Annotated in this window: 17 protein-coding genes and 2 tRNA genes; 8 read left to right on the top strand and 11 right to left on the bottom strand. The window is 67.6% G+C overall.

Going from position 1 to position 17,747, the window contains the following annotated elements; genetic code table 11:
- Window positions 1-162: 162 nt before the first annotated feature.
- Both ACIA8C_RS41990 and ACIA8C_RS41995 read right to left on the bottom strand, forming a co-directional pair.
- Window positions 163-236 (bottom strand) — tRNA-Pro (locus tag ACIA8C_RS41990).
- A gap of 47 nt (window positions 237-283) precedes the next feature.
- A tRNA-Gly gene (locus tag ACIA8C_RS41995) sits at window positions 284-357 on the bottom strand.
- A gap of 914 nt (window positions 358-1,271) precedes the next feature.
- On the opposite strand from ACIA8C_RS41995, the gene ACIA8C_RS42000 reads away from it, so the two are divergent.
- On the top strand, window positions 1,272-2,222 hold the full coding sequence (locus ACIA8C_RS42000; RefSeq protein WP_397144913.1) for a diguanylate cyclase domain-containing protein: 951 nt from the start codon (window positions 1,272-1,274) through the stop codon (window positions 2,220-2,222).
- Window positions 2,223-2,226: 4 nt separating this feature from the next.
- On the opposite strand, the gene ACIA8C_RS42005 is transcribed toward ACIA8C_RS42000, so the two are convergent.
- Together ACIA8C_RS42005 and ACIA8C_RS42010 are read right to left on the bottom strand one after the other, a co-directional pair.
- Entirely contained in the window at window positions 2,227-3,039 is an 813-nt protein-coding gene (locus ACIA8C_RS42005; protein ID WP_397144915.1) for an Fpg/Nei family DNA glycosylase, read from the bottom strand.
- Between the two features lie 13 nt (window positions 3,040-3,052).
- A complete protein-coding gene (locus ACIA8C_RS42010) occupies window positions 3,053-3,526 on the bottom strand; it encodes a ribose-5-phosphate isomerase (protein ID WP_397144916.1) in 474 nt (157 codons plus the stop codon).
- Between the two features lie 187 nt (window positions 3,527-3,713).
- On the opposite strand from ACIA8C_RS42010, the gene ACIA8C_RS42015 reads away from it, so the two are divergent.
- Window positions 3,714-4,814: a M48 family metallopeptidase gene (locus ACIA8C_RS42015; RefSeq protein ID WP_397144918.1), complete on the top strand. Its 1,101-nt coding sequence runs from the start codon at window positions 3,714-3,716 to the stop codon at window positions 4,812-4,814.
- 45 nt (window positions 4,815-4,859) lie between these two features.
- Here ACIA8C_RS42015 and ACIA8C_RS42020 read toward each other — a convergent pair whose 3' ends face one another.
- On the bottom strand, window positions 4,860-5,507 hold the full coding sequence (locus ACIA8C_RS42020; protein WP_397144920.1) for a disulfide bond formation protein DsbA: 648 nt from the start codon (window positions 5,505-5,507) through the stop codon (window positions 4,860-4,862).
- 182 nt (window positions 5,508-5,689) lie between these two features.
- Between ACIA8C_RS42020 and ACIA8C_RS42025 the strand changes: the two genes are divergently transcribed.
- The 4 genes from ACIA8C_RS42025 (at window position 5,690) to ACIA8C_RS42040 (ending at window position 9,205) form a co-directional block, all read left to right on the top strand.
- Window positions 5,690-6,925 (top strand): NAD(P)/FAD-dependent oxidoreductase, encoded by a 1,236-nt coding sequence (locus tag ACIA8C_RS42025; RefSeq protein ID WP_397144922.1) that lies wholly within the window; start codon window positions 5,690-5,692, stop codon window positions 6,923-6,925.
- Window positions 6,926-7,025: 100 nt separating this feature from the next.
- On the top strand, window positions 7,026-7,427 hold the full coding sequence (locus tag ACIA8C_RS42030) for a YciI family protein (protein ID WP_397144924.1): 402 nt from the start codon (window positions 7,026-7,028) through the stop codon (window positions 7,425-7,427).
- Window positions 7,424-8,668, top strand: coding sequence for an RNA polymerase sigma factor (locus ACIA8C_RS42035; protein WP_397144926.1), 1,245 nt, complete (start codon window positions 7,424-7,426; stop codon window positions 8,666-8,668). Before ACIA8C_RS42030 ends, ACIA8C_RS42035 begins: the two co-directional genes overlap by 4 nt.
- Before the next feature lie 51 nt (window positions 8,669-8,719).
- Complete coding sequence (locus tag ACIA8C_RS42040) at window positions 8,720-9,205, top strand: NUDIX domain-containing protein (RefSeq protein WP_397144928.1); 486 nt, start codon at window positions 8,720-8,722, stop codon at window positions 9,203-9,205.
- A gap of 3 nt (window positions 9,206-9,208) precedes the next feature.
- On the opposite strand, the gene ACIA8C_RS42045 is transcribed toward ACIA8C_RS42040, so the two are convergent.
- Window positions 9,209-10,045, bottom strand: a complete 837-nt coding sequence (locus ACIA8C_RS42045) for a phosphoribosylaminoimidazolesuccinocarboxamide synthase (protein WP_397144930.1) — start codon at window positions 10,043-10,045, stop codon at window positions 9,209-9,211.
- 135 nt (window positions 10,046-10,180) lie between these two features.
- On the opposite strand from ACIA8C_RS42045, the gene pepN reads away from it, so the two are divergent.
- Entirely contained in the window at window positions 10,181-12,760 is a 2,580-nt protein-coding gene (gene pepN / locus ACIA8C_RS42050) for an aminopeptidase N (RefSeq protein WP_397144932.1), read from the top strand.
- 85 nt (window positions 12,761-12,845) lie between these two features.
- Here the strand turns inward: pepN and ACIA8C_RS42055 are convergent, their stop codons facing one another.
- From ACIA8C_RS42055 to ACIA8C_RS42075, 5 genes are all read right to left on the bottom strand, one after another.
- The gene (locus ACIA8C_RS42055) at window positions 12,846-13,640 is read right to left on the bottom strand and encodes an NAD(P)H-binding protein (protein WP_397144934.1); all 795 of its coding nucleotides are present in this window, start codon (window positions 13,638-13,640) and stop codon (window positions 12,846-12,848) included.
- 174 nt (window positions 13,641-13,814) lie between these two features.
- Window positions 13,815-14,279, bottom strand: coding sequence for a DUF5130 domain-containing protein (locus ACIA8C_RS42060; protein ID WP_397144936.1), 465 nt, complete (start codon window positions 14,277-14,279; stop codon window positions 13,815-13,817).
- Window positions 14,266-14,571 carry a hypothetical protein gene (locus ACIA8C_RS42065; RefSeq protein ID WP_397144938.1) on the bottom strand — a complete coding sequence of 102 codons (306 nt, stop codon included), beginning with the start codon at window positions 14,569-14,571 and terminating at the stop codon, window positions 14,266-14,268. Before ACIA8C_RS42065 ends, ACIA8C_RS42060 begins: the two co-directional genes overlap by 14 nt.
- 68 nt (window positions 14,572-14,639) lie before the next feature.
- Window positions 14,640-16,241 carry a glycoside hydrolase family 13 protein gene (locus ACIA8C_RS42070; RefSeq protein ID WP_397144940.1) on the bottom strand — a complete coding sequence of 534 codons (1,602 nt, stop codon included), beginning with the start codon at window positions 16,239-16,241 and terminating at the stop codon, window positions 14,640-14,642.
- Window positions 16,242-16,375: 134 nt separating this feature from the next.
- Complete coding sequence (locus ACIA8C_RS42075) at window positions 16,376-16,804, bottom strand: globin (protein WP_357391720.1); 429 nt, start codon at window positions 16,802-16,804, stop codon at window positions 16,376-16,378.
- 232 nt (window positions 16,805-17,036) lie between these two features.
- Between ACIA8C_RS42075 and ACIA8C_RS42080 the strand changes: the two genes are divergently transcribed.
- Window positions 17,037-17,741 carry an HNH endonuclease gene (locus ACIA8C_RS42080; RefSeq protein ID WP_397144942.1) on the top strand — a complete coding sequence of 235 codons (705 nt, stop codon included), beginning with the start codon at window positions 17,037-17,039 and terminating at the stop codon, window positions 17,739-17,741.
- The last annotated feature ends 6 nt before the right edge of the window (window positions 17,742-17,747 follow it).

Raw genomic sequence — 17,747 nt, forward strand, 5'->3', positions numbered from 1 at the left:
CACCTCCGATCAGATCGTCCTGACATCTCGAAGACACCGCCCGAGCGGCGACCGTGACATCGGCGGGCTGTGGCGGCGGTCACACTGGCCACATAAAACGGCGCTGGCCCCAGGACCCATTTCGCAGGGTCCTCGACCAGCGCCGGAACGCTCATTTCATTGTCGGGGTGACAGGATTTGAACCTGCGACCCTCCGCTCCCAAAGCGGATGCGCTACCAAGCTGCGCTACACCCCGTTGTCCCTCGCGGCGGTTATCGGCCGCCGCCGAGGCTGAATTCCGTGTGGAGCGGGTGACGGGAATCGAACCCGCACCATCAGCTTGGAAGGCTGAGGTTCTACCATTGAACTACACCCGCAGGCAAACGACATCGATGGGATCGCCACGATGCCGTGTGCGTCCCGACTGTACCGAACCCTGCTTCGCAAATGCCAATCAGCCCCCCCGCGCACGGGGATAGCGCAGGCGTGTGTTCGGCCGTCACCGCGACGCCCTATGGTGAGTCTCGCATGCCAGCCGCCCCGGTCAGGGCGTGGCACGCGGTGCAGAACTTAATGAAATTAAGAGGGATCTCTTCCTTGAAACTCGGGCGTGTCGGATGGGAAGCGGGGAGCATATGGGACGCGTGACGACTCCTGTCGGGGGGAGCCGTGGCCCACGGGGTGGCCACCAGTCACGCCCGACCGGTCGCGGAGAGGATGCCACCTATGGGGACATCACGACTCGCCGAAATCGCACTAGCAGAAAATTGCGCTGTGCAACCGACCGCCGGGTGTGCTTGTGGCAGGAAAATCCGGCTCCACACCACCGCTGGGCAGAAGACCCGCAGACCCTCGGCTACTTACACCGCTACTTCGGCGCCGCGACCAGGCGGGCGGCTCATCGGGCCGACCGCACGGCCACATCGCGTCGCGGTGTCGCGAGTGGCCGAGGGGACCCGCATGGCGCAGCGCTACAGCGTGTCGCCAGCGCGTCTCGGCGCGACTTCTCAGCGAACGAAATCCAGGTGTAACGCCGACGCGATTCCAGCGATCACATATCCGATCGCCATTCGCGAGGCATCGAGAACACGTTGCAAAACAGCGTATTTTGATGCCGAGTGGCTTGCTAGGATCCTTTTTGCCGGACGGGGGTATCTGGAAAGGGGGCGGTGAGCGTGCGCCGAGCGAGGTGGACACAACCGCGTAGCAGTGCGAACGATCGGGGTGACGTCGGCACCTGTGTCAGCACAGGGTCTCTGGGTACCGACGCCACCTGCGCAGGGTGAGTTCGATGTCGATCGATATCGAGCCCCCTGTCGCCGCGATGGCCCGTGCCTGGGCCCGCGCGGTGTGCGCCGAGCCGGGTTCCGGCGCGTCGCCCCAACACCTGGAACCGGTACTCATCGAGATCGTCGAGCAGTTACTCACACTCGCCAGGTCCGAGCCGTTCCCGGTGCCGCAGGCGCGGCTGCTCGGTGCCAAGCTGTCCGAGGCGCCCTTCGACCGGATCCGGATGCTCGCGCAGGCCTCCAGGTGGCTGCTCGGCTTCCCGTCCGGCGCGCCGGGTTCGCTGGTCGCCACCCGCTGGCCGTTCGTCGCCAGTCAGGCCATCGACAGCTACGCCCAGGCGCTGCAGGAGCGTGCGCTGGCGCAGCAGGAGCAGAACCTTTCCGCCAAGGTGTCGCTGCGCGTGCAGGAGATCGCCGCGCTGCAACATCGACTCCGGCACGAGGCGACCCACGACGCGCTCACCGACCTGGCCAACCGCACCCTGCTGCAGGACCGGGTGCGGCTGATGGCGACCGACCCGAACCGCGGCGTCGGGCTGCTGCTGATCGACCTGGACCGGTTCAAGCAGATCAACGACGGCTATGGGCACGCGATCGGCGACGAGGTACTGGTCGAGCTGGCCAACCGCCTGCGCGAGGTGTGCGCACCGGACACGGTGATCTGCCGGTACGGCGGCGACGAATTCGTGCTCGCCGTCAACCCGCCGCACAACACGCTCGGCGACCTGGCCAGCAAGATCGTGTCCGCGCTGCGCGACCCGGTGTGGTCGACGGCGGGGCCGGTGCCGGTCTCGGCGAGCGTCGGCACCGCGTTCAGTCCGCCCGGAAGTTCGTGCGACTTCAGCGATCTGCTCCGCCGGGCCGACCGCGCGATGTACTCGGCGAAGACGGCGGGCGGGCGGCGCTTCGCGCTGGCCGACGAGCCCGCGATCGACGAGGCCGTCGCCGGTTGAGGAGCTAGTCCGGCTGACAGGTCGGGCACCAGAAGAGGTTTCGGGCTTCCATGACGGCGTGCGCGATCGGGGTGCCGCAGACCCGGCACGGCGCGCCCTGGCGGCGGTAGACGTAGGTGCGTGGGCGGTCGGCCGCGTACGACGGCTCGCCGTGGTCGTCCTCGGGCCGGACCACGACCATCTTGCCGACCCGGACGCCCACCTTCATCAGCGCGACCAGATCGACCCACATCGCGGCCCAGTCATCGGCCGACAGCGCGGTACCCGGCCGGTACGGCGAAACGTGGTGCCGGAACAGCAGTTCCGCTCGATAGACATTGCCGACCCCGGCGACCACCTGCTGATCCATCAGCAGCGCGCCGATCGGCCTGCGCGAGCGTTGCATCCGCCGCCAGGCACGGTCGGGGTCGGCGCCGCGGCGTAGCGGATCGGGACCGAGCCGATCGGTCAGCGCGGAAACCTCTGGGGCGAGCAGAACTTCGCACGCGGTCGGCCCGCGCAGGTCGGTGCCGAAGCCGGGTTGCCCGTCCGGCGCGCCGAGCATCCGCATCCGCACCTGCCCGACCGGCTCCCCCATCGGCAGCTCGGATTCGGTGAACTTCCCGTACAGGCCGAGGTGCACATGCACGATCAGACCCGAATCGTAGTGGTGCAGTAGGTGTTTGCCCCACGCCTCGGCGCGGGTCAGCAGCTGACCGTCGACGCGGGCGGCGCCGGCCGCGAACTTGCCCTGCGGGCTTGACACGCGCACCACACCGCCCGCGAGGCGCTTCTGATGCAGCCTCGCGAGCCGGTGCAGCGTATGACCTTCAGGCACAGCCGGTTAACGCTCAGTACGCGGGAACCGCGGGTGCCTCGCCGGACTTCTCGTACTCGGCCAGGATGTCGATGCGCCGCTGGTGCCGGTCCTCGCCCGACCACTCGGTGCTGACGAACGCGTCGACGATGGCCAGCGCCTCCTCGGTGGAGTGCATGCGGCCGCCGATGCCTGCCAGCTGGGCGTTGTTGTGCTGACGGGCCAGCTGCGCGGTTTCCACGCTCCAGGTCAGCGCGCACCGGGCGCCGGGCACCTTGTTCGCGGCGATCTGCTCGCCGTTGCCGCTGCCGCCGAAGACCAGCCCGAGGCTGCCCGGGTCGGCGACGGTGCGGCGGGCCGCCTCGATGCAGAAGGCCGGGTAGTCGTCGAGCGCGTCGTACTCGAGGGCGCCGCAGTCGACCACCTCGTGGCCCGCCTTTTCCAGATGGTCTTTGACGTGATTCTTGAGTTCGAAACCGGCATGGTCGGCACCGAGGTATACGCGCATGGCACGCATTCTGTCAGGCCGGTTTCCGGCTCGTGACGAAGGGGCACACCGCCTCGCGCCGGCCCGATTAACACCCGCGACGGCTGATGCGAATCAGAGATACCTCGCGAGTGTCCTGAACCACAGTGTTCCGGTGGACGTGCCGAGGAGCCGCTCCTGTCCCCAGCAACTGAATAGAGTTCATTTCATGCAGCCGTACGAACCCCAGCCCCATCGGACGGGCCCGCACGCCGACCCGTATGCCCAGGCCGGGTGGGCGCAGCCACAGGACGCGACCTACGGCTCGCCGCCGCCCTACCCCGCGCCGCCGCAGTACGGTTCTTACCCCGGAGCCCCCACCCCGCCGCAGTACGGCCCCTACCCCGGCGCTCCCGTCCCGCCGAACGTGCCCCCGCAGCAGCAGCCGCGCGGGCTGTCGCCGTTCGGGATGCCGGCCAGGCACAGCTGGGAGATCCCGATGCTCATCGTGGTGGTCCTGCTGACCGTCCTCGCCTACGCGATCGCGGTGCTGCTGCTGGCGACGGGCAATTTCGATCAGTACGTGCTGCTGTTCGTCTTCGCGCCGATTCTCGTCTGGCTCGGCCGCGGCGTGCTGTATTCGACCCAGCGGGTGAACGGCGTCAAGATGTCGCCGACCCAGTTCCCTGAGGGTTACCGGATGGTGGTCGAGGCGGCCGCGCGGTTCGGCATGGCCAAGGTGCCGGACGCCTACGTGGTGCTCGGCAACGGCCAGATCAACGCGTTCGCCAGCGGGCACGGGTTCCGCCGGTTCGTCGCGGTCTACAGCGACCTGTTCGAGATCGGCGGCGCCGCACGGGAACCCGACGCGCTGGCGTTCATCATCGGCCACGAGGTCGGTCACATCGCGGCGGGTCACGTCTCGTACTGGCGCCAGCTCGGCATGTTCCTCGGGCCGTTCCTGCCGTTCATCGGCAACTCGCTGATCCGCGCGCAGGAGTACACCGCCGACAACCATGGCTTCTGCAATCGGCACGCCGGGGCGCCCGCGGCGATGGGCACGCTGGCCGCGGGCAAGTACCTGAACACGCTGGTCGGCTTCGACGAGATGGCCGATCGGGCGGCGCTCGAGAAGGGGTTCTTCGTCTGGGTGGTCAACGCCATGTCGTCGCACCCGGTGCTGACCTGGCGGATGTGGGCGCTGCGCGACCGAAGCAGGCACGGCAAGCTCTGGTTGCGGCCCTCGCCGCCCGCGGCCGCGATGCCACCGCAGGGCGGGTACCCGACTGGCTACCAGGCTCCGGCGCTGCCGCCGAAAACCGTTCCGTAGCAACGCCGAGTGCCGCGGGGCCGAGCCCGCGGCACTCGCCGCCGGTCAGTCGAACTCGGGGTCTTCGGTGCGGGTGCGCTTGAGCTCGAAGAAGTGCGGGTAGTCGGCCAGCGTCACCGCGGCGTCCCACAGCTTGCCCGCCTGCTCGCCGCGCGGGATCCGGGACAGCACCGGACCGAAGAACGCGATGCCGTTGATGTGGATCGTCGGGGTGCCCACGTCGGGGCCTACCTTGTCCATGCCCTCGTGGTGGCTCTTGCGCAGCGCCTCGTCGTAGTCGGTGCTCTCGGCGGCCTTCGCCAGCTCGGCGGGCAGGCCGACCTCGGCGAGCGAATCGGCGATCACCGCGGTGAGGCTTTCCTTGCGGGAGTCCCGCTGGTACTCGTCACGGCGGTTGTGGATACGGGTGCCCATCGCGGTGTAGAGCGGCAGGAGCACCTTTTCGCCGTGCTCCTGCGCGGCCGCGATCGCGACGCGGACCGGGCCCCAGCCGGTGTCGAGAAGTTCCTTGTACTGCTCCGGCAGGCCCTCTTTGCCCTCGTTCAGCACCGACAGGCTCATCACGTGGAAGCGCGCGTCGATGTCGCGCACCTGCTCGACCTCGAGAATCCAGCGGGAGGTGATCCAGCACCAGGGGCACAGCGGGTCGAACCAGAAATCGGCAACGTCTTTCGCGGTGCTCTTTTCACTCACGACGGGTCCTCTCGAATCGCATGCTCGGCGGGCGGCGCTGAGCCCCGCCGCTATAGGGAACCAACCACGGCGGCCGCCGTTTCGTTCCCATCCGGTGCCCGCGTTTTCCCGAGATGCCGACGCCGGTCCCAGTAGGGTTTAGCGGCAGGAGTCCAGGTTCCCTCTCGACAAGGAGTCCCCGCATGAGTTCTGATCAGCGTTTCGTCATCGTCGGTGGCGGGCTAGCCGCGGCAAAGCTGGCGGAAGCATTGCGCGCCAACGACTTTCCCGGATCGGTGACGCTGCTCGGCGCGGAGGAATGGCTGCCTTACGAGCGACCACCGCTGTCCAAGGAACATCTGGCGGGCAAGAAACAACTGACCGAATTCACCACCCATCCGCGGCAGTGGTATCGCGACCACAACGTCGAGGTTCGGGTGGGCACGACCGTCGAGGGCCTCGATCCGGCCGAGCAGACCATCTCGCTGCCCGACGGCTCGACCGTCCGCTACGACAAGCTCGCGCTCGCCACCGGCTCCACCCCGCGCACCCTGTCGATCCCCGGCGCCGACGCACCCAACGTGTACACGCTGCGCAATATCGAAGACTCGGACACCCTGATCGAGTTCTTCGCGAGCGCCGCGCAGAGCATCGTGATCATCGGCGCGGGCTGGATCGGCCTCGAGGTCGCCGCGGCGGCCAGGGCCGCGGATGTCGCGGTGACCATCGTCGAGAACGCCGAACACCCGCTACTGGGCTCGCTCGGGCCCGAGATGGGTGAGGTGTTCGCCGAACTGCATCGGTCGAACGGTGTCGACCTGCGCCTCGGCGTGCAGGTCGAGGAGATCACCACCACCGAAGGGATCGGGACCAGGCTGGCGACCGGGGTGAAGCTCGCCGACGGCAGCGTCATCGAGGCGCAGGCGGTGCTGGTCGCGGTCGGCGCCAAGCCGAACATCGACCTGGCCGCCGACGCCGGGCTCGATGTCGACGGCGGCGTGCTGGTCGACGAGCACCTGGCCACCAGCGACCCGAACATCGTCGCCGTCGGCGACATCGCCGAGCAGCAGCATCCGGTGCTCCATCGCCGAATTCGGGTGGAGCACTGGGCAAACGCGCTCAACCAGCCCGCGGTCGCGGCGGCGACCATGCTCGGCAAGCAAGCCAGTTACGACCGGCTGCCCTACTTCTTCACCGACCAGTACGACCTGGGCATGGAGTACACCGGCTACGCGGCGCCCGGCGACTACGAGCGGGTGGTGACCCGCGGTGACGTGGCGAAACGCGAGTTCGTCGCGTTCTGGCTCGACGCGGACAACCGGGTGCTCGCCGGCATGAATGTGAACGTGTGGGACGTGACAGACCGGATCAAGGAACTCATCCTGGCCGGTGAACCGGTCGATCCGGAGGCGCTGGCGGACACCTCGAAGTCGTTGTGACACAGGTCACTTAGATGGGCGAGACAACGTGTCGAAACGGCCCGTTTCGTTCCGACCTCACCGCGAGAGCGCCACACGGGCGAGCCGGAAAGAGGACCCGATGAAATACATGCTGCTGAAGACCTATACGGCACCCGCCTTCTGCGACACACCGATCAACGAATGGTCCCCGCAGGAGATCCAGGCGCACATAGACTTTCAGCGCGCCCTCGGCGAGCAGTTGGCCAAGTCGGGTGAGCTGGTAGACGCGCAGGGGCTCACCGGTCCGACCGAGGCTCGCATCGTCAGCTCCGACGGCCGCTCGGCGCCGGTGGTGACCGACGGACCGTTCCCGGAGACGAAAGAGTTCCTGGCCGGGTATTGGATCGTGGATGTGGAAAGCCCGGAACGGGCCTACGAGATCGCCGCGCACGCCTCGGCGGCACCGGGGCCGGGTGGCAGACCGATCGGCGAATACATCGAGGTACGGCCGGTGATGAGCGTCCCGGCCAGCGACCTGTGACCAACCGGCGAGTGGTGCCCGACGACACACCGCTCCCGGCGCGGCCCGAGGACCTGTTGCGCGAGTTGGCGCCACAGGTCCTCGGTGCGTTGGTCCGCCGGTTCGGCGATTTCGACACCGCCGAGGACGCGCTGCAGGAGGCCATGCTCGCGGCGACGACCCAGTGGCCGGTGGACGGCCTCCCGGATAACCCGCGCGGCTGGCTGATTCAGGTGGCGCAGCGCCGGATGGCCGACGCGGTGCGCGCCGAGGTGGCCCGGCGACGCAGGGAGACAACGGCGTTCGATCGCGACGTGCCCGACGCGATGCCGGTCGACTACGACGACACGCTCGCCATGTTCTTCCTCTGCTGCCATCCCGCGCTGTCCTCGGCCAGCGCCATCGCGTTGACGCTGCGGGCGGTGGGCGGGCTCACCACGGCGGAGATCGCGCACGCGTTCCTGCTGCCGGAAGCGACCATGGCGCAACGGATCACGCGGGCCAAGAAGAAGCTGGCGACGCTCGAACGGCCGTTCGCGCGACCCGGCGATGCCGAGTGGCGTGCTCGGCTCGGGACGGTGCTGCATGTGCTGTATCTGATCTTCAACGAAGGCAGTACGAGTACGTCCGGTCCGGATCTGCAGCGCGCGGACGTGTCCGCCGAGGCGATTCGTCTTGCGCGCGCGGTACATCGGCTGCTGCCCGACGACACCGAGGTCACCGGGCTGCTCGCGCTCATGCTGCTCACCGATTCCCGGCGCGCGGCCCGCACGGGCGGCCGGGGTGAACTGATCCCGCTCGCCGAGCAGAACCGTGCGCTGTGGGATCGTGCGCAGATCACCGAGGGCATCACGCTGACGACGAGCACTCTCGCACAAGGACTTAACGGCTCGTATCAGATCCAGGCGGCCATCGCGGTGCTGCACGCGCAAGCCGGTAGTGCCGAGGAGACCGACTGGACCAAGATCCTGGCACTGTACGACCTGCTCGAAAAGCTTTCCGACAACCCGATCGTCACGCTCAACCGCGCCGTCGCGCTCGCGATGGTGCGCGGACCCGAAGCCGGATTGGAACTCGTCGCGGCACTGGACGATCCGCTGGCAGGCAACCACAGACTCGACGCGGTCCGTGGCCACTTATACGAGATGGCAGGCGATTTCGACGCCGCTATCGCCTGTTACACCACCGCGGCAGGCCGCACCCCCAGCGCGCCCGAAAACCACTATCTCACCCTGCGCGCGGCTCAGCTCCGGCATCGGTGAGTCGCACCTCGCCACCGCGTGCCTATCCGCCCGTGCGGCAGACTGCATGGGGTGACGGATAAGACGAGTGCGGGAGTTCTGGTGTTTCGGCGGGGCGGCGACGCGGGCGTCGAGGTGCTGATCGGGCATATGGGTGGACCGTTCTTCTCGCGCAAGGACAACGGCGCGTGGTCGATCCCGAAGGGCGAGTACGAGCCGGAATTGGAGGACGCGCAGGCGGCGGCCAGCCGCGAGTTCCACGAGGAGCTCGGGCTGTTCGTGCCGCCCGGCGACTGGATTCCGCTCGGCGACGTGCGATACAGCAGCGGCAAGGGCAAGAAGACCCTGACCGTCTGGGCGGTCGAGGGCGACCTCGATCCGGCCGATGTGGTGCCGGGGACCTTCGAGATGGAGTGGCCGCCGCGCTCCGGACGGATGGCCAGCTTCCCGGAGATCGACCGGGCGGAGTGGTTCGACCTGGCCACCGCGCACGACAAGCTCGGCGCGGGCCAGCGACCGTATCTGGATCGGCTGAACGACTACCTCGGCCAGGCCTGACGGCTACTGCGGCACACCGGTCCAGGTGCGGCCGGTGATGAGTTCGTATGCCTCCACGTACTTCTGGCGGGTGGCGTCGACGATGTCGGCCGGAATCTCCGGGCCAGGGTACTCCTGGTTCCAGCCGGTGGAGGTGGACCAGTCGCGGACGAACTGCTTGTCGAAGGAGCGTTGCGGGCGGCCGGGCTCCCATTCGGCGGCCAGCCAGAAGCGGGACGAGTCGGAGGTGAGCACCTCGTCGCCGAGGGTGAGTGTGTCACCGTCCCAGCCGAATTCGACCTTGGTGTCGGCGACGATCACGCCGCGCTCGGTGGCGTGCGCCGCGCCGCGGGCGTAGACGTGCAGCGTCAGGTCGCGCAGCTGCTCGGCGACCTCGCGGCCTTCCTGGTTCACCACGTCGGCGAAGGTCATCGGCTGGTCGTGGCCCTCGGCGGCCTTGGTGGACGGCGTGAAGATCGGCTCGGGCAGCCTGTCGCCCTCGCGCAGGCCGGGCGGCAGCGCGACGCCGGACACCGAGCCTTCGCGCTGGTATTCCTTGAGCCCGGAGCCGACCAGGTAGCCGCGCGCGATGCATTCGACCTGCACCATCTTCAGCGGCTTGACCCGGATGCCACGGCCGGCGAACTCGGCGGGCACGTCGGTGGCGGAGACCACGTGATTGGGCACGTCGGTGAAGTAGTCGAACCACCAGTTGGACAGCTGGGTCAGCAGCGCGCCCTTGTCCGGGATCGGCGTCGGCAGCACCACGTCGTAGACCGAAACCCGATCGGACGCGACGAGCAGCAGGGTGTCGCCGTCCTCGTAGAGGTCGCGCACCTTGCCGGCGTGCACATGCTTCACTCCGCAGCTCCGATCATGGATAGGGTTGGTTCACCAGGCAGTGTTCAATTCAGAAAAAACTCCCGCGCGGGCAACCTTACCCAGGTGGCATCGTGGGGAACGCCCGAGCTAGTTCTTCGAACCCGAAGGAGCCTTATGTCCGCACCGAACCTGACTCGCGACCAGGCGATCGAACGCGCGTCGACAGTGCACGTCGACAACTACCGCATCGACCTCGACCTGACCGATGGTGCCGGCAAACCGGGCGAGCAGACCTTCTTCTCCCGCAGCACGGTCACCTTCACCGCGACGCCGGGCGCGAGCACCTTCATCGACCTGGTGGCTCGTGGCGTGCGGTCGGCGGTCCTCAACGGCACCGCGCTCGACGTCTCCGGCTACGACGAGTCCACCGGTATCGCGCTGCCCGACCTGGCCGCGACCAACGAGCTGGTCGTCGAGGCCGACTGCGAGTACTCGCACACCGGCGAGGGACTGCACCGCTTCGTCGACCCGACCGACGACTCGGTCTACCTGTACTCACAATTCGAAACCGCCGATGCCAAGCGGATGTTCGCCTGCTTCGATCAGCCGGACCTGAAGGCCACCTTCGACATCAGCGTGACGGCCGCGCCCGAATGGCAGGTCATCTCCAACAGCGCGGTGGTGGAAACCCTTGCCGCGGAACCGGGTAAGCACATCTTCCGCAGCACACCCAAGATGAGCACCTATCTGGTCGCGCTCATCGCGGGCCCGTACGCGCGGTGGACCGACGTCTACACCGACGAGCACGGCAGCATCCCGCTCGGCATCTATTGCCGCGCTTCACTTGCCGAGCACATGGACGCCGAGCGGCTGTTCACCGAGACCAAGCAGGGATTCGGTTTCTACCACAACAAGTTCGGCGTGCCGTACGCGTTCGGCAAGTACGACCAGCTGTTCGTGCCGGAGTTCAACGCGGGCGCGATGGAGAACGCGGGGGCGGTAACTTACCTGGAGGACTACGTCTTCCGGTCCAAGGTGACCCGCGCGTCCTACGAGCGTCGCGCCGAGACCGTGCTGCACGAGATGGCGCACATGTGGTTCGGCGACCTGGTCACCATGAAGTGGTGGGACGACCTGTGGCTGAACGAGTCGTTCGCGACCTTCGCGTCCGTGCTGTGCCAGGCCGAGGCGACCGAATACACCAGCGCCTGGACCACTTTCGCGAACGCCGAGAAGTCCTGGGCGTACCAGCAGGACCAGCTGCCATCCACCCACCCGATCGCGGCGGACATTCCCGATCTGGCCGCGGTCGAGGTGAACTTCGACGGCATCACCTACGCCAAGGGCGCGAGCGTGCTCAAGCAGCTCGTCGCCTATGTGGGTCTGGAGCCGTTCCTGGCCGGTCTGCGGGCCTACTTCGCCGACCACGCCTACGGCAACGCGACCTTCGACGATCTGCTCGCGGCGCTCGAAAAGTCTTCCGGCCGTGACCTTTCCGGCTGGGGCACACGGTGGCTCAAGACCACCGGCCTGAACACTCTGCGGCCGGACTTCACGGTCGACGACGAGGGCAAGTTCACCTCGTTCGCCGTGGTCCAGGGTGGCGCCGAGCCCGGCGCGGGTGAGCGTCGCGTCCATCGGCTCGCCATCGGCGTCTACGACGACCAAGACGGAAAGCTGGTGCGCACCAAGCGCGTCGAGCTCGACGTCGAGGCCGCCGAACGCACCGAGGTTGCCGAGCTGGTCGGTGTCGCGCGCGGGAAGTTCGTGCTGATCAACGACGACGACCTGACCTACTGCTCGGTGCGCCTTGACGCCGACTCGCTCGACGTGCTCGTCAACCGGATCGCCGATATCGCCGAGCCGCTGCCGCGCACCCTCGCCTGGTCGGCGGCCTGGGAGATGACCCGCCAGGCCGAATTCCGGGCCCGCGACTTCCTCGCGCTGGTGCAGAGCGGCGTCGGCGCGGAATCGGAAATCGGTGTGGTGCAACGGCTGCTGATGCAGGCGAACCTCGCGCTGCGCAGCTACGCCGACCCGGAGTGGGCGGCGAACGCTGGCTGGGCCATGTACACGGACCGGCTGCTGGAGCTGGCCGAGGCGGCCGAGGCGGGCTCGGACCACCAGCTGGCCTTTATCAACGCGCTGACCGGTGCCAAGCTGTCGGCTCGGCACACCGCCGTGCTGCGCGAGCTGCTCGACGGCGACCCTGGCAAGGTCGGGCTGGACGGGCTGGTGATCGACGCCGATCTGCGCTGGCGCATCGTGATCGCGCTGGCCGCGGCCGGCGAGATCGACGCCGACGGCATCGATACTCCGTTCATCGATCAGGAGCTGGCCAAGGATCCGACCGCCGCGGGCAAGCGGCATGCCGCGACCGCGGCGACGGCCCGTCCGCAAGCCGAGGTGAAGGAACAGGCCTGGGCCAAGGTGATCGGCGACGACTCGATCTCCAACATCACCACTCGCGCGATCATCGCGGGCTTCGCCCCGGCCGGTCAGAGCGAGCTGTTGACGTCGTACGTCGACCGCTACTTCGCCGACGTTTCCAAAGTGTGGGAGCGTCGCTCCAGCGAGGTGGCGCAGACCGTGGTCGTCGGGCTCTACCCGGGATGGGCGATCAGTGACGACGCGGTCGCCAGCGCCGACAAGTTCCTCGGCGGCGATCACCCGCCGGCCTTGCGCCGCTTGGTGATCGAGGGCAAGGCGGGCGTCGAACGCGCCCTCCGCGCACGGGCGCACGACGCGAAGTAGGACCCGGCCGAAGGCGACCTTCATCCTCCGAGACGGGGCGAGGGTCGCCTTCGGTCATGCCTGCGCCTTCAGCCGGTGCGGGAGGTCAGCGGAACAGGTCGGTGTTCGCCGCGGCCCACTGGGCGAAAGTGGTGGCGGGGGCGCCGGTCAGGTCGGCGACGGTGGTGGTCGGCTGGGGATGCCAGCCCACCATCGAGCTGGTGATTTCCACATACCATTCGGCGGTGTTCATGGTCCGCGCGAAGATGCGGACCGCCTCGTCGGGCGGCACCTGCCGGACGGTGAGGGTGCGGCCGAGCGCGGTGCCGAGTTGATGGATGCGATCGGCCCTTGTGAGTACCTCCGGGCCGGTGAGCTGGTAGGTCTGGCCGCTATGGCCTTCGGAGAGCAGGACTTTCGCGGCGACGCGGGCGATGTCGTCCATGGCGATCGGGACGCTCTCGACCTCCGGGTACGGGTCGCGGATCTCGTCGGAGGCGCGGATCTGTTCGGCCCATACCGTGGCATTGTCCAGGAAGTCACCGGCGAACAGATGCGTCCAGTCGAGCCCGGAACGCTCGACCGCCTCCGCTATCGGCGTCCAATGTCCCTCCCCGGACAGATCGACGATGTGCTGAATACCCGCCTGTTCGGCCAGTGCGACGATCTCATCGATGGTCTCCAGCATCGGCGCGAGATACATCCGGTCCACGCCCTCGAACGCCGCGGGCAGTGACGACACCCTGCCCAGGTAGCCCTCGGCGATCTCGACGCCCGCGGGCAGCGCGGCCCGCGCCGGATTGTTCGTCAGTGCTCTGACATCGTCGGCGCCGCCCGCGAGCAGGTGGTCGACGACCATGCGGCCGATGTTCCCGGTAGCTCCTGTCACAAGAATTTTCACCCCACCACCGTGCTTCAGCCGCGCGAGCGGCGACAACCCCCAAATGTGGTGCTAGCGGACAGAAAATTTTCCGCGTCTAGCCGGGTAGCTACCCGTAAACGCCACCGGCGCGCTCACCCGCAAGGTGAGCGCGCCGGAAGCATTGCTCGTGACTCCGCCGCGACGGCGGCAGTGTCAGCGGCCGATCGCCGCGGCCATCACGCGGACGGCGGAAACCAGGCCGTCGATGAGCTGGCCCTGCCGGAACGAACTGGACGCGGCGGTGACGCCGAGCTGGCAGACCCGATCGTTCGCGCGGTCGGCGACCTCGCGGCCGGAACGCACCTCGATCGCCTTGTCGTTGGGCGAGACGGCAATCAGCACCGAACGCGCCGCCTCGGGCGTCGACGGGAAGATCGCGTCGGCACCGGCGGCCGGATCGGCGCCGAGATCGCCGATGTAGACGTTGAACCGCACCTTCGTCGCGCGGGTCGCCTCGGTCAGCACGTTGTCCATGGCGAGCCGCTCGTCATCGCTGAACGGGGCCTCCCTGAACACGTCGCCTGCCTCGTGCACGCCGGAGACGCGTCCACTGGTGGTTACCACGTACCCGTGCGGCAGGTCGGATTCGACCACCGCGGGCCACTTAGAACTTGCCACTTGCCCGGCCTCCGATCAGCTCCGCCTTATCGGCTTCGATCGCCGCATGATGACCATGCGACGTCTCCGCATGATGACCATGCGCCTCTTCGGCCCTTTCGTGGTGAAAAGCCGAGGTCACCTCGTCGGTCGCACTCCACAGCACCGGCTCCGCCGTCCACTGCTGACCGAGGTCGTAGTGGGCGGGCTTCGCACCGGCGTATGGCTTACCGAGATACGTCAATCCGGCGATCGCGCCGTATATCACCAGCGGGATGCCGAGGAAGACCAGCACAGTCTCGAGAATGCTCACGGTGTCACGGTAGACGATGCTGTGTAGTAGTTCGTCTTCTGGTCATGCTCAATGTGGTTCGTGTCGAGTCAGACCAGCCAGGCGGCGGCGTTCGCAGGCAGTTGACCGCCCTCCAGCGGCGCGCTGGCCAGCAGCACATCGCCGGGCGGGAGCTGGGTCGGCGCCTTCGACGCGTTCAGGACGCAGACCAGTCCGCCCTCGCGGCGGAACGCGAGACAGCCGGGCGGGCTGCCGTACCACTCGACCCGGTCGCCGCTGAATTCCGGTCGCAGGCCACGCAATTCGATGGCCATCCGGTACAGCGAGAGAGTTGAGCCGAGCTCCTCGAGTTGCGCCTCGACGGTGTGGCCCGCCCAGTCGGCGGGCATCGGCAGCCATGGCTTTCCGGTGGTGAAGCCGAACGGCGGCGCGGCGCCCTCCCAGGGAATCGGCACCCGGCAGCCGTCGCGGCCGCGTTCGGTGTGGCCGGAGCGTTCCCAGGCCGGGTCCTGGAGAACCTCGTCGGGAAGGTCGTCGACGTTCGGCAAACCCAATTCCGCGCCGTTGTAGATGAATACCGAGCCCGGCAGTGCGAGCTCGAGCAGCATCATGGCGCGGGCACGGTCCACGCCTGCCGCGCCGCCTCCGTAGCGGGTGACTTCACGCTTGATGTCGTGGTTGGACAGGGTCCAGGTGGGCGCGGCGGCGACGGGCGCGACCGCGGCGAGGGAGTTGTCGATCGCCGCGCGCACGTCGTCGGCGTCGAAATCCGTTTGGGCCAGCCGGAAATTGAAGGCCAGATGCAGTTCGTCGGGGCGCAGATACTCGCCGAAGCGAACGTTGTCGTTGACCCACACCTCGCCGATCGACACCGCGTCGGGGTAGTCGTCGAGCACCTTGCGAATGCGGCGGTGGATCTCGTGCACGGCCGGGTTGTTGAAGCGCAGATCGTCGTCGTCATTGGCGAGCAGGGCGGACTTGACCACCGCCATGTCCGGCAGGCCCGCCGGTTTGGCCATGCCGTGCGCCACGTCGAGGCGGAATCCGTCGACGCCGCGATCGAGCCAGAATCGCAGTGTCTTCTCGAAATCCGCGGCGACCTCTGGGTTTTCCCAGTTCAGGTCGGGCTGTTCGGGGGCGAAAATGTGCAGGTACCACTGGCCGGGGGTGCCGTCTGGTTCGGTGACCCTGGTCCAGGCGGGACCGCCGAAGATGCTCGGCCAGTTGTTCGGTGGTTCATCGCCGCCGGGGCCCCGGCCGTCGCGGAAGAGGTAGCGGGCGCGTTCCGGGCTGTCCGGACCGGCCTCCAGCGCTGCCAGGAACCAGGGGTGTTCGCTGCTGGTGTGGTTCGGCACCAGGTCCATCGTGATCTTGATCTGGCGGTAGTGCGCCTCGGCGATCAGCTCGTCCATCGCGGCGAGTCCGCCGAAGAGCGGGTCGATATCGCGCGGATCGGCCACGTCGTAGCCGCCGTCGGCCATCGGTGACGTCATCACCGGGCACACCCACAGCGCGTCGACGCCGAGCAGTTCGAGGTAGCCGAGCTTCTCGCGAACACCCCCGAGGTCGCCGACTCCGTCGCCGTCGGAATCCGCGAAGGATCTTGGATAGACCTGGTAGAACACAGCCGACCGCCACCATGGTTGCGTGGTGCGATCCGCCGGCACCAGTACGGCGGGTGTATCAGTCACATACGTAATAGTGCCAAAGTTTTGCGGCAAAATCCCTTAGGCGGAGCACCTATCTCGACTTCGGGCAAATTGCCAGCGTCCGATCGGACGCGCCGAAAACCCTCGCCCCGACTCGGGTCTCGGCGGAAACGCCCTCACCAGGGGGCGTTCATCAGCGAATTCGCCGCCATCTCCAGGTAGTCCAGCAGAGCCTTGCGATGCTCGTCATCGAGTAGCTCCGGCTCGATCTCCGCTACGGCGATTCGCATGCAACGCAACCACGCGTCGCGCTCCAGCGGACCGATGGTGAACGGGTTGTGCCGCATCCGCAGCCGAGGGTGGCCGCGCTCCTCGCCATACGTGCGCGGGCCGCCCCAATACTGTTCGAGGAACATGCGCAGCCTGCGCTCGGCCGGGCCGAGATCCTCCTCGGGGTACAGCGGGCGTAGCACCTCGTCGGTCGCCACCTCGCGATAGAACGCCGCGACGATCCGCCGGAACGTGTCCGCCCCGCCGACCGCCTCGTAGAACGACGCTGTCGTCTGCTCTGCCGAAGCCGCTGCTGTCTGCTCGCCCGAAGTCATAGACCCTCTCGATTCGCTGGATGCGCCGCCGTCCATTGTGCCCGCACTCGGCATCGACAGCCCACAGCGCGGTTTTCCAGGGCGCTAAATCGCGGACCGGCCGCTCTTCAGCCACAGTTAACGGGACATTGTTGAAAATCACCGTGCAATAGCCGTCGTTCCATGGTCAACTGGGTGGCAATCTCTGCCGAGCTAACAGCATGATCCTGCCAATCATGAAATTGAGGTCCAGATGAAGCAGCGGCACAGCGCCAGGTCACACGAGGCGCGGACACACCGACAACTCCAGCCCGCCGACGTCCACAATCGTGGCTCGGGGGCTACTCCGCTGCATATCCTGTCCGATCATTATCCGGGCGCGCATCACGGTCATGCCGATCATGCGCACCGCTCAGCATCGCCGCCCAGTGAGACTCCGAGCTGGTTGAAGCGCCGGGTGCTGCTCTTGAACGCCACCTACGAGCCGCTTACCGCTCTGTCCGCGCGCCGCGCGATCGTCCTGCTCATCTGCGACAAAGCCGACACCGTCCATGGCGACGCCGAAGGCCCGGTAGTCCACTCCGCCGAAGCCGCCGTTGCCATTCCCTCGGTGATCCGCCTGCGCACCTATGTCCATGTGCCGTATCGGGCCCGCGTCCCGATGACCCGCGCCGCCCTCATGCACCGCGACCGCTATCGCTGCGGGTATTGCGGCGGCAAGGCGGAAACCATCGACCACGTCATCCCGCGCAGCCGCGGCGGGGAACACTCCTGGGAGAACTGCGTCGCCAGCTGCGCGCCGTGCAATCACCGCAAGGCCGACAAGATGCTCAGCGAGCTGGGCTGGAACTTGCGTTCACCGCTGGTGTCGCCGAAGGGGCCGCATTGGCGGCTGCTGTCCACGACGGCCGATCTGGATCCGGTGTGGTTGCAGTATCTCGGCGAAGGGGCCGCCTGACACAGG

This window comes from Nocardia sp. NPDC051321 (assembly GCF_044455225.1).
Taxonomy (GTDB): domain Bacteria; phylum Actinomycetota; class Actinomycetes; order Mycobacteriales; family Mycobacteriaceae; genus Nocardia.

Excerpts from the sequence above, each read along its gene's own strand:
- ACIA8C_RS42080 (WP_397144942.1), top strand. The coding sequence starts at position 17,037 with ATGAAGCAGCGGCACAGCGCCAGGTCACACGAGGCGCGGACACACCGA.
- ACIA8C_RS42075 (WP_357391720.1), bottom strand. The coding sequence starts at position 16,804 with ATGACTTCGGGCGAGCAGACAGCAGCGGCTTCGGCAGAGCAGACGACA.
- ACIA8C_RS42010 (WP_397144916.1), bottom strand. The coding sequence starts at position 3,526 with ATGCGCGTATACCTCGGTGCCGACCATGCCGGTTTCGAACTCAAGAAT.
- ACIA8C_RS42000 (WP_397144913.1), top strand. The coding sequence starts at position 1,272 with ATGTCGATCGATATCGAGCCCCCTGTCGCCGCGATGGCCCGTGCCTGG.
- ACIA8C_RS42015 (WP_397144918.1), top strand. The coding sequence starts at position 3,714 with ATGCAGCCGTACGAACCCCAGCCCCATCGGACGGGCCCGCACGCCGAC.
- pepN (WP_397144932.1), top strand. The coding sequence starts at position 10,181 with ATGTCCGCACCGAACCTGACTCGCGACCAGGCGATCGAACGCGCGTCG.
- ACIA8C_RS42025 (WP_397144922.1), top strand. The coding sequence starts at position 5,690 with ATGAGTTCTGATCAGCGTTTCGTCATCGTCGGTGGCGGGCTAGCCGCG.
- ACIA8C_RS42030 (WP_397144924.1), top strand. The coding sequence starts at position 7,026 with ATGAAATACATGCTGCTGAAGACCTATACGGCACCCGCCTTCTGCGAC.